At 75.3% G+C, this 9,958-nt stretch carries 12 protein-coding genes; 8 read left to right on the top strand and 4 right to left on the bottom strand.

Translation table 11 applies throughout. The features are described from left to right. Positions 1 to 77 precede the first annotated feature (77 nt). From BMY88_RS22985 to BMY88_RS22970, 4 genes are read right to left on the bottom strand one after another with little or no spacing between them, the layout of a single operon-like run. The gene (locus BMY88_RS22985) at positions 78 to 986 is read right to left on the bottom strand and encodes a CE1 family esterase (RefSeq protein WP_091949676.1); all 909 of its coding nucleotides are present in this window, start codon (positions 984 to 986) and stop codon (positions 78 to 80) included. A 30-nt stretch (positions 987 to 1,016) separates the two neighbouring features. After that, positions 1,017 to 1,718: a hypothetical protein gene (locus tag BMY88_RS22980; RefSeq protein WP_091949673.1), complete on the bottom strand. Its 702-nt coding sequence runs from the start codon at positions 1,716 to 1,718 to the stop codon at positions 1,017 to 1,019. Then, positions 1,715 to 2,620, bottom strand: a complete 906-nt coding sequence (locus tag BMY88_RS22975) for an ABC transporter ATP-binding protein (RefSeq protein ID WP_091949670.1) — start codon at positions 2,618 to 2,620, stop codon at positions 1,715 to 1,717. Before BMY88_RS22975 ends, BMY88_RS22980 begins: the two co-directional genes overlap by 4 nt. Further along, entirely contained in the window at positions 2,617 to 2,979 is a 363-nt protein-coding gene (locus BMY88_RS22970) for a GntR family transcriptional regulator (protein ID WP_091949667.1), read from the bottom strand. The genes BMY88_RS22975 and BMY88_RS22970 overlap by 4 nt, the downstream gene beginning before the upstream one ends. 158 nt (positions 2,980 to 3,137) lie before the next feature. Here BMY88_RS22970 and BMY88_RS22965 point away from each other — a divergent pair, with 158 nt between their 5' ends. From BMY88_RS22965 to alc, 8 genes are read left to right on the top strand one after another with little or no spacing between them, the layout of a single operon-like run. Further along, the gene (locus BMY88_RS22965) at positions 3,138 to 3,440 is read left to right on the top strand and encodes an urease subunit gamma (RefSeq protein WP_091949663.1); all 303 of its coding nucleotides are present in this window, start codon (positions 3,138 to 3,140) and stop codon (positions 3,438 to 3,440) included. A gap of 2 nt (positions 3,441 to 3,442) precedes the next feature. Further along, on the top strand, positions 3,443 to 3,754 hold the full coding sequence (locus BMY88_RS22960; RefSeq protein WP_244524880.1) for an urease subunit beta: 312 nt from the start codon (positions 3,443 to 3,445) through the stop codon (positions 3,752 to 3,754). Further along, complete coding sequence (locus BMY88_RS22955) at positions 3,754 to 5,475, top strand: urease subunit alpha (RefSeq protein ID WP_091949660.1); 1,722 nt, start codon at positions 3,754 to 3,756, stop codon at positions 5,473 to 5,475. The genes BMY88_RS22960 and BMY88_RS22955 overlap by 1 nt, the downstream gene beginning before the upstream one ends. Beyond that, positions 5,475 to 6,224, top strand: a complete 750-nt coding sequence (locus BMY88_RS22950; protein ID WP_170861255.1) for an urease accessory protein UreF — start codon at positions 5,475 to 5,477, stop codon at positions 6,222 to 6,224. The genes BMY88_RS22955 and BMY88_RS22950 overlap by 1 nt, the downstream gene beginning before the upstream one ends. Positions 6,225 to 6,242: 18 nt before the next feature. Continuing rightward, entirely contained in the window at positions 6,243 to 6,935 is a 693-nt protein-coding gene (gene ureG / locus BMY88_RS22945; protein ID WP_091949656.1) for an urease accessory protein UreG, read from the top strand. Further along, a complete protein-coding gene (locus tag BMY88_RS22940) occupies positions 6,932 to 7,636 on the top strand; it encodes an urease accessory protein UreD (protein ID WP_091949653.1) in 705 nt (234 codons plus the stop codon). The genes ureG and BMY88_RS22940 overlap by 4 nt, the downstream gene beginning before the upstream one ends. After that, complete coding sequence (allB, locus tag BMY88_RS22935; protein ID WP_091949650.1) at positions 7,633 to 8,955, top strand: allantoinase AllB; 1,323 nt, start codon at positions 7,633 to 7,635, stop codon at positions 8,953 to 8,955. The genes BMY88_RS22940 and allB overlap by 4 nt, the downstream gene beginning before the upstream one ends. A gap of 5 nt (positions 8,956 to 8,960) precedes the next feature. Continuing rightward, a complete protein-coding gene (gene alc, locus BMY88_RS22930) occupies positions 8,961 to 9,950 on the top strand; it encodes an allantoicase (RefSeq protein WP_091949692.1) in 990 nt (329 codons plus the stop codon). Positions 9,951 to 9,958: the final 8 nt, after the last annotated feature.

The raw sequence follows: 9,958 nt of genomic DNA, 5'->3' as shown, positions 1-9,958 counted from the left end.
TTGCACCGCGCAGAAGCGCAGAGTTGCACCGCGCAGAAGCGCCGCATTGCTCGGGTCGTCGGTGACGGAAGGTGCGCTCAGGGGCGGGGGTGCGCGGCGAAGAAGTCCCAGAGGTAGTCGGTGGCGTCGAGCGCGGTCGACGGCGGATCGGCCGCCGCACGTGGGGCGGCCGATCCCGGCCACTGGTGGCCGGCGCCGTCGATGACCACCGACTCCACGGTCCGTTCCTCGGGACAGTCGGCGGACTCCGTGGTGACGTCGCCCGAGCGGGTCGTCCGCGGCGACTCGCAGGCGTCGACCGACCGCCACGAGGCCATCACCTCCGCCAGCGGCGGCGCGGTCACCGTTCCGGCCCCGGAGCCCGTTCCGCCGTCGATGAGCACGGAGGCGTCCGCCGTCCCGTGCACGTGGACCACCGACAGCGGGGCGGGTGCGGGGCAGTCCGTGACCTGGGAGCCGGCCACGGCGCCGAGCGCGGCGAGCGTGTCGGTCGCGCAGGCGAACGCATAGCCCATCATCGCGCCGTTGCTCATGCCGGCCAGGTACACGCGGCGCGGGTCGACGTCGAGGTCGTCGGTCACGGTCCGGACCAGCGCCGTCAGGAAGGCGACGTCGTCGACGCCCTGGCGCGCCGCGCGCCCGCAGCAGTCGCCCGCGTTCCACGTCCGGTGGAGGCCCTGCGGATAGGCGACCGCGAAGCCCTCGCGGGCGGCCAGGTCGTCCCAGCCGTAGGTCTCCTGGGCCTGGCGGGCGCTGCCGCCTCCTCCGTGCAGCACCAGCACCAGCGCCGGGGACTCCGGCAGGTCTGCGGGGCGGTACAGGCGGAATTCGCGCTCGGTACCGCCGACGTCGACGACGCGCTCCTCCGTGCCCGCGGCGGACGACGAGCGGGAGCGGTCGCGGGCCACGGCCGCGACGGCGACGACCACCAGCAGAGCGGCGAGGGCGAGTGCCCACGACCGCCACCGTCGGTTCCGCGCGCCCATGGCGGGCAACCGTAGCGGCGGTCGGGCCGGTCAGGGCACCGTGCGCCGGATCCCCGCCCAGCTCAGGGCCGCCAGGGCGGCGGCCAGGATCGCGGGGACGCCCGCCGCGAGCGTGGCGACGGCGCGGTCGCCGAACCAGGTGCCGAGGTCGCCCCACGCCTCGAGCCAGGTGACCAGGACGGCGAGACCGCCGAGCACGACGAGCGTGCCGACGATGAGTGCCCACAGGCCGCGCTGCCCCCACCGCTTCATCACCACGCCGATGCCGATGCCGACGGACGTCGCCGCGAGCATGGGCCCGCCGGACACGACGACCTGCAGGGCGAAGGCGTCGACGTCCATGGTGCCGGGACCCCAGAACGCGAGGTCCACTCCCCAGCCGCCCGTCGCGCCCTCCACGGCGACCAGCGCCGCGAGCACGACGCCGTAGCAGAGCGACTGCACGACGGCGACGAGCGCCGTCCCCAGGTAGAACGTGCGGCGCGACAGGCTCAGGCCCATCGCGAAGGGCAGCAGTTGGGTGACGGCCTGCACGAAGACGATGAGCACGGTGATGTACAGCGAGGCGACGCCTGCGGTGAAGCCGCCGCCCTCCATGTCCGCCCCCGCGTCGGTGAGGCCGAACAGCGCGAGGTTGATGGCGAACGAGATGCCGGCGACGAGCCACGGGATGCCCAGCATCACCAGCGGGTTGACCAGGTGCAGGCGGGCGGCGGTCAGCACGCGGCTCATCGGGGGACCTCCTCGAGGACGGCGGGGCCGGCTGCCCGCGTGGCGCGGGCGAGCTCGACCACGAGGCGCTGGAGCGGGGTCGGCTCGGCGCTGAGGCCCGCGGCGGTGGCGGCGGCCTCGTCGACCGGCCCGGCCACCCGGACGACGGCGCGGGCGTGCCCGCCCAGCGCCTCGGTGCTCAGGACCTCCCGGTTCCGGCCGAACTCCTCCACCGCGGCGCGGGGACCGGCGACGGTGAGGGCGGTGGCGCGCAGGGCGTCCGCGTCCTCGTCCAGCACGACGCGACCGCGGTCGACGAGCAGCACCCGCTCGAGCAGGTCGCTGATCTCCTCGATGAGGTGCGTGGAGAGGACGACGGTCCGCGGGTGCTCCGCGTAGTCGGCCAGCAGCCGGTCGTAGAACAGCTGCCGGGCGACGGCGTCCAGGCCGAGGTAGGGCTCGTCGAACAGCGTCAGCGGCGCTCGGGAGGCCAGCCCGATCACGATGCCCACCGCGGAGTTCATCCCGCGCGACAGCTTGCTGATGGCCCGCTTCCGCGGCAGCTCGAAGTCGGTCAGCAGGCGGTCGGCCAGGTCGGCGTCCCAGTTCGGGAAGAGCCAGGACGCGGCGGACACCGCGTCGCCGACCCGGAAGGCGTCCGGATAGCGCTGGCCCTCCTTCACGAAGCAGATCCGGGAGAGGACGCCGTCGTCCTCGAACGGGGAGCGTCCGAACACCTCCACCCGGCCGGAGGTCGGCACCCGGTGCCCGGTGAGCAGCTGCAGCAGCGTCGTCTTCCCGGCGCCGTTGCGGCCCAGCAGGCCGGTGATCGTGTCCTGCTCGAGCACGGTGCTGACCTCGTCCAGCGCGGTGTGGCCGCGGAAGCGCATGGTGACGTCCTGCAGCGTCGCGACGGCGGTCATCGCGCGTCCGCCCAGCGGTCGATCATCGTGGCCAGCTCCGCGGAGGAGATGCCGAGCTTGTGCGCCTCGGTCATCAGGGGGCGGACGTACTGGTCGGCGAACTCGCTGCGGCGGCGCCGGAGCAGCTGCTCGCGGGCGCCCGTGGCGACGAACATCCCGACTCCTCGTCTCTTGTAGAGGACCCCGTCGGCCACGAGCTGGTTCAGCCCCTTGGCGGCCGTGGCGGGGTTGATGCGGTGGAAGGCGGCCAGCTCGTTGGTCGAGGGCGCCTGGCTCTCCTCGGGGAGCGAGCCGTCGACGATCGCGGTCTCGATGAGGTCGGCGACCTGCCGGAAGATCGGGCCGGCGGCCTCGTTCACCGGGCGGGCCGGTCGGAGCCCGGGGTCCCGCAGTCCCTGGGTTCGTTACTCATGTAATGAACCATAGAGGCTTGCCGCCCGCGGGGACAACCCCGCAACGCCGGCGTTACACGGTGGGGTTAGCGTCCGGGCTCCGCCGAGGTCCGGAGGTCTCCCGCGTGCACCTGTCCCCGCACGAGCAGGAACGGCTGCTGCTCTCCTACGCCGCCGAGCTGGCGCGGCGCCGCCGGGCGAGGGGCCTGCGGCTCAACCTCCCGGAGGCGACGGCGATCATCAGCGACCACGTGCTCGAGGGTGCGCGGGACGGCGTCCTGGTCGCCGAGCTCATGCAGTCCGGCCGCACGGTGCTGACGCGGGACGACGTGATGGACGGCGTCCCCGAACTGCTGGAGGAGGTGCAGGTGGAGGCGACCTTCCCGGACGGGACGAAGCTGGTCACGGTCCACCACCCGATCCCGTGAGCGTGAGCGGGATCGTGCCGGGCGAGGTCATCCCCGCCGAGGGCACGATCGAGACCCTGCCCGGTGCGCCCCGCACCGAGCTCGAGGTGACCAACACCGGCGACCGGCCCGTCCAGGTCGGCTCGCACTTCCACTTCGCCCAGACCAACCGGTCGCTGGACTTCGACCGGGCGGCGGCGCACGGTCAGCGGCTCGACATCGCCGCCGGCACCGCCGTCCGCTTCGAGCCGGGGATCACCCGCACCGTCACGCTGGTGCCGATCGCCGGGGCGCGCCTCGTGCCCGGCCTGACCGCAGAGGGAGGGCTCGGCTGATGGTGCGGCTGTCCCGCGAGCGCTACGCCCAGCTATACGGCCCGACCACCGGCGACCGGATCCGGCTGGCCGACACCGACCTGCTCATCGAGGTCGAGGAGGACCGCTGCGGCGGCCCCGGCCGCGCCGGCGAGGAGGCGGTCTTCGGCGGCGGCAAGGTGATCCGCGAGTCCATGGGGCAGGGCCGGGCCACCCGCGCCGAGGGCGCCCCCGACCTGGTGATCACCGGCGCGGTGGTCCTGGACCACTGGGGCATCGTCAAGGCGGACGTCGGCATCCGGGACGGCCGGATCGTCGCGCTGGGCAAGGCCGGCAACCCCGACACCATGGACGGCGTCCACCCCGCCCTGGTCATCGGGCCCGGCACGGAGGTGCTGGCCGGCAACGGCCGGATCCTCACCGCCGGCGGCATCGACTGCCACGTCCACTTCATCTGCCCGCAGATCGTGCCGACGGCGCTCGGTTCCGGCGTCACCACGCTCATCGGCGGCGGCACCGGCCCCGCGGAGGGCTCCAAGGCCACCACGATCACGCCCGGGGACTGGTACCTGGCGCGGATGCTCGAGGCGATGGACCCGCTCCCGGTCAACGTCGCGCTGCTGGGCAAGGGCAACACCGTGTCCCGGGCCTCGCTGGTGGAGCAGCTGCGGGCGGGGGCGAGCGGGTTCAAGCTGCACGAGGACTGGGGTTCCACGCCCGCCGCCATCGACGCGGCGCTGACGGTGGCCGGGGAGCACGGGGTCCCCGTGGCGCTGCACAGCGACACGTTGAACGAGGCCGGCTTCGTCGAGGACACCCTGGCCGCGATCGCCGGCCGGAGCATCCACGCGTACCACACGGAGGGGGCCGGGGGCGGGCACGCACCGGACATCATCACCGTCGCGGGGCACCCCAACGTGCTCCCCAGCAGCACCAACCCGACCCGCCCGCACACCGTGAACACGCTCGACGAGCACCTCGACATGCTCATGGTCTGCCACCACCTGGACAGCTCCGTGCCCGAGGACCTGGCCTTCGCCGAGAGCCGGATCCGGCCGACGACGATCGCCGCCGAGGACCTGCTGCACGACCTCGGCGCGATCTCGATGATCGGTTCCGACGCGCAGGCGATGGGCCGGGTCGGCGAGGTCGTGATGCGCACCTGGCAGACCGCGCACGTGATGAAGCGCCGGCGCGGCTCGCTGGCCGGCGACGGCGCCGCGGACAACCGCCGGGCACGCCGGTACGTCGCCAAGTACACGATCTGCCCCGCGGTCGCCCACGGCATCGACGGCGAGGTCGGCTCGGTGGAGCCCGGCAAGCTCGCCGACCTGGTGCTGTGGGACCCGGGGCTGTTCGGCGTCCGGCCGCACGCCGTCCTCAAGGGCGGGATGATCGCCTGGGCGCAGATGGGCGACGCCAACGCGTCGATCCCCACGCCGCAGCCGGTGCTGCCCCGGCCGATGTTCGGCGCCTACGGCTCGGTGCCGGCGCAGACGTCGGTGCACTTCGTCGCGCCCGCGGCGCTCGAGGCCGGGCTGGCCGACCGCCTGGCGATCGGCCGGCGGCTGGTCGCCGTCGCCGACACCAGCCGGCTCGCCAAGTCCGACATGCCGGAGAACACCGCCCTGCCGGACATCCGCGTCGATCCCGACACCTTCACGGTCAGCGTCGACGGCGAGGTGTGGGAGCCCGAGCCGGTGCGCGAGCTGCCCATGGCGCAGCGGTACTTCCTGTTCTGATGACGGCGGCACTCCTCACGCTGGCCGATGCGCGCCTGCCGGCCGGCGGCCACACCCACTCCGGCGGGGTGGAGCAGGCGATCGCGGCGGGGCTGGTGCGCGACCCGTCGTCGCTGGCGGCGTTCCTGTTGCGCCGGCTGCGGACGTCCGGCGCCGTGGCCGCGGGGTTGGCGGCGGCGACGACACTGTCGTCCTCCGGACGACACCGCGGCCAGGTGCCGTCCCCTGTTCCGCTGAGCCCGACCAGCCCCTCCTCGGAGGAGCCTCCGGCCCCGTCCTCGTCGGAGCTCGTCGCTGCGCTGCTGCGGCTGGACGACGAGGCCGACGCGCGGACGCCGTCGCCCGCGTTGCGGGCCGCCTCCCGGCAGCAGGGCCGCGGGCTGGTGCGGGTCGGCCGCCGGGCCTGGCCCTCGACGGCGTGGGACGCGCTGCCGTCCGCGCCGCACCACCCCGTCGCGCTCGGCGTCGCCGCGGCCGCCGGCGGGCTCGCGCCCCGGGATGCCGCGGCGGCCGCCGCCTACCTGTCGATCAGCGGCCCGGCGACGGCGGCGCAGCGGCTGCTGGCGATGGACCCGATCACGGTCGCCGCGGTCACCGCCCGCCTCTCCCCGGAGGTCGACGCCGTCGCCGAGGAGAGCCTGTCGCGCGCGACAGGCTCTCCGGCCGACCTGCCCGCCGACACCGACCCGCTGCTGGACCTCCTCGCCGAGGTGCACGCCGCCCGCGCCGACCGCTTCTTCGCTTCATGAGCACCGACGGAGGATCCGATGCCGCCTGACCACAACCTCGACGCCTACGTGGACCCGTACGAGGGCGGGCACCGTCATTCCCCGGGGGGTGGACACGGCCCGCTGCGGGTCGGCCTCGGCGGCCCCGTCGGCTCGGGGAAGACGGCGCTGGCCGCCGCGCTGTGCCGCACGCTCGGCGTGGAGTACGACCTGGCCGTCGTCACCAACGACATCTACACGACCGAGGACGCCGACTTCCTGCGCCGCAACGCCGTCCTCCCCGACGACCGGATCGAGGCCGTGCAGACCGGCTGCTGCCCGCACACCGCGATCCGCGACGACATCACCGCCAACCTCGACGCCGTCGAGCTGCTCGAGGCCCGCCACCCGGGGCTGGAGCTCGTCCTCGTCGAGTCCGGCGGCGACAACCTGACCGCGAGCTTCAGCTACGGCCTGGTCGACGTGCAGATCTTCGTGGTCGACGTCGCCGGCGGGGACAAGGTGCCGCGCAAGGGCGGGCCGGGCGTCACCGCCAGCGACCTGCTGGTGGTCAACAAGACCGACCTCGCCCCCATGGTGGGCGCCGACCTCGACGTCATGCGCCGGGACTCGGCGGCCGTCCGCGGGGGCAAGCCGACGCTGCTCATCTCGCTGCGCGAGGACCCGGCCGCCACCGAGGTGGCCGCGTGGGTGCGCGAGCAGGTGCGGGCGCGGGCGCTGCAGACCACGTGATCACGCGCGTGGAGGTGGTCGCCCGGCGCGGTCCGGGTGGCCGCACCGTGCTGCCGGTGGTGCGCGCGAGCGGCCAGCTGGCGGTCCGGCGCACCGGGCCCACCACGATCCACCTGGTCGCGACGGCGTTCGGCCCCCTCGGCGGGGACGACGCGGAGGTCTCCCTCGTCGTCGAGGAGGGCGCCAGCCTGACCGTGCACACGGTGGCGGCCGCCGTCGCGCTCCCCGCCCGGGAGGGCGACCGGCCGTCGGTGCAGCGGGTGCGCGCGGCCGTCGCCGGGGCGCTCGTCCTCGCGCCCGAGCCCACCGTGGTCACCGCGCGCGCCCACCACCGCGCCGAGCTGACCGCCGAGCTCGCCGAGGGCGCGACCCTCGCGGCCACCGAGCACGTGCTGCTCGGCCGCGCCGGCGAGGAGCCCGGCCGCTGGACCGGCACCACCCGCGTGGAGCGGGCCGGCCGGCCGCTGCTGCACACCACCGTGGCGCTCGGCCCCGGGGCGCCCGGCTGGCTGCCGCCGGTCGCGCCGCGCGCCTACGCCGCCACCGTGTCCGTGGGCGCCCGGCTGCCGGTCGCCACGGGGCAGGATGCGGTCCGGCTGCCGCTGGACGACGGCTGGACGGCGACCGCGTGGGGCACCGAGCTGCACACCGTCGTGCGGGCGCTGGCGGCCCTCGAGGGCGTGGGCGAGGAGGTGGCATGAGCTCCCTGGTCGTGCGGGCGCGGCGGGTGGTGCTCCCCGACGGGGAGCGGGCGGCGGCGGTGCACACCGCGGACGGCGTCGTCACCGCGGTCACCGGCTACGACGACGTCCCTCCCGGCGCGGTGACGCTGGCCGACGACGAGGTGCTGATCCCTGGGCTGGTCGACAGCCACGTGCACGTCAACGAGCCCGGCCGCACCGAGTGGGAGGGCTTCGCGACCGCGACCCGGGCCGCGGCGGCCGGCGGCGTCACCACGATCGTCGACATGCCCCTGAACTCGCTGCCACCGACGACGACCCTCGAGGCGTTGCACGTGAAACGGGAAGTGGCGCAGGGCCAGGTGGCGGTGGACGTCGCCTTCTGGGGCGGCGCCGTGCCCGGCAACGTCGACCAGCTGCGGCCGCTGCACGAGGCCGGGGTGGTCGGCTTCAAGTGCTTCCTGCTCGACTCCGGGGTGCCGGAGTTCCCGCCGCTGGACGACGCGGGGCTGCGGGCGGCGCTCACCGAGCTGGCGGCGCTGGACGCCCTGCTCATCGCGCACGCCGAGGACCCCGACGTCATCGCCGCCGCCCCCGACCCGGCCGGCACCAGCTACGCCGCGTTCCTCGCCTCCCGGCCGCCGGCCGCCGAGGAGACCGCGATCGGCCGGCTGGTGGCCGCGACCCGGGACACCGGCGCGCGCACCCACGTCGTCCACCTGGCCGACGCCGATGCGCTGCCGCTGCTGCGCGCCGCCCGCGCCGAGGGGCTGCGGATCAGCGTCGAGACCTGCCCGCACTACCTCACCTTCGCCGCCGAGGACGTGCCCGACGGCGACACCGCCTACAAGTGCTGCCCGCCGATCCGGGAAGTGGCGCACCGGGAGGCGCTGTGGTCCGCGCTGGCCGCGGGCGACGTCGACCTCGTCGTCAGCGACCACTCCCCGTGCACGCCGGAGCTCAAGCGCCTGGACGTCGGCGACTTCGGGCTGGCATGGGGCGGCATCGCCTCGCTGCAGGTCGCGCTGCCCGCGGTGTGGAGCGGCGCCCGCGCGCGCGGGGTGCCGCTGACCGACGTCGTCCGGTGGATGTCGGCGGCACCGGCGCGGCAGGCGGACCTCGCGACCAAGGGCGCGATCGCGGTCGGGAGGGACGCCGACCTCGTGGCCTTCGCGCCCGACGAGCGCTGGACGGTCGACCGGCTGCTGCACCGCAACCCCGTCACCCCCTACGCGGGGCGGGAGCTCACGGGGGTGGTCCGGCGAACCTGGCTGCGCGGGGAGGAGACCCACGGCAGTCCGCGCGGCCGGCTGCTGCGCCGTGGCGGGGTGGCATCGTGACCGGCATGAGCGCCGTCGACCCGTTCACCCTTCCCGAGCTGGCCGGCCGCGCCGTCGGCGGTGCGGTCGTGAGCGCCAACGACGAGTTCTTCGCGGCGAAGGAGAACCTGATCCTCCCGGGCCCGGCGCGGCTGCGGGAGGAGTTCGGCCACCGCGGCAAGGAGTACGACGGGTGGGAGACCCGCCGGCGGCGCGAGCCGGGAAGCGACTCCGCGATCGTGCGCCTGGGGATGCCCGGCGTCGTCGCGGGGGTCGTGATCGACACCGCGCACTTCCTCGGCAACTTCCCGCCGTCGGCCTCGGTGGAGGGGGCGTCGGTCGAGGGGTACCCGGCGGCGGCCGAGCTGGCCGGCGCCGACTGGTTCCCGCTGCTGCCGGAGAGCCCGCTGGCCGGCGGCACCGCCAACGCCTTCCCGGTCGCGCCGGCGCCGCGGGTGACGCACGTGCGGCTGACCATCCACCCGGACGGCGGGGTGGCGCGGCTGCGGGTGCACGGCACCGTCGTCCCCGATCCGCGGCCGCTGGACGCCGGGCCGTTCGACCTGGCCGCGCTGGAGAACGGCGGCGTCGTCACCGGCGTCAGCAACGCCTTCTACGGAACCCCGTACCAGTTGCTGGGGCGCGGCGAGGCCCGCTCGATGGGCGAGGGCTGGGAGACGGCCCGCCGGCGCGACGACGGCAACGACCGGGTCGACGTCGCCCTGGCCTGCGAGGGGCGGGTGACCCTCGCCGAGCTCGACACGTCCTACTTCCTCGGCAACGCCCCCGGCGCGGCCGCGCTGACCGGCACGACCGCCGACGGCGGCACGGTCGAGCTGCTGCCGCGCACCCCGCTGCAGCCCGACACCCGGCACCGGTTCGTGCTGCCCGGCGACGCGGCCGTCACCGCGGTCCGGCTGGACGTGTTCCCCGACGGCGGCATGGCCCGGCTGCGGCTGTGGGGCCGGCCCACCGACGCCGGCAGGGCCGAGCTGTACCGCCGCTGGCAGGGCTGACCGCGCGG

Origin of the sequence: Trujillonella endophytica (genome assembly GCF_900110555.1) — a bacterium.
GTDB classification, from domain to species: Bacteria; Actinomycetota; Actinomycetes; order Mycobacteriales; family Geodermatophilaceae; genus Trujillonella; species Trujillonella endophytica.
The sequence above is the reverse complement of the archived record's forward strand: the minus strand, read 5'-3'. Positions and strand labels throughout refer to the sequence as shown.

Bases quoted from the DNA above. Each gene is read 5' to 3' on its own strand.
- BMY88_RS22985 (WP_091949676.1), bottom strand. From the start codon at position 986: ATGGGCGCGCGGAACCGACGGTGGCGGTCGTGGGCACTCGCCCTCGCC.
- BMY88_RS22980 (WP_091949673.1), bottom strand. From the start codon at position 1,718: ATGAGCCGCGTGCTGACCGCCGCCCGCCTGCACCTGGTCAACCCGCTG.
- BMY88_RS22975 (WP_091949670.1), bottom strand. From the start codon at position 2,620: ATGACCGCCGTCGCGACGCTGCAGGACGTCACCATGCGCTTCCGCGGC.
- BMY88_RS22955 (WP_091949660.1), top strand. From the start codon at position 3,754: ATGGTGCGGCTGTCCCGCGAGCGCTACGCCCAGCTATACGGCCCGACC.
- BMY88_RS22950 (WP_170861255.1), top strand. From the start codon at position 5,475: ATGACGGCGGCACTCCTCACGCTGGCCGATGCGCGCCTGCCGGCCGGC.
- ureG (WP_091949656.1), top strand. From the start codon at position 6,243: ATGCCGCCTGACCACAACCTCGACGCCTACGTGGACCCGTACGAGGGC.
- allB (WP_091949650.1), top strand. From the start codon at position 7,633: ATGAGCTCCCTGGTCGTGCGGGCGCGGCGGGTGGTGCTCCCCGACGGG.
- alc (WP_091949692.1), top strand. From the start codon at position 8,961: ATGAGCGCCGTCGACCCGTTCACCCTTCCCGAGCTGGCCGGCCGCGCC.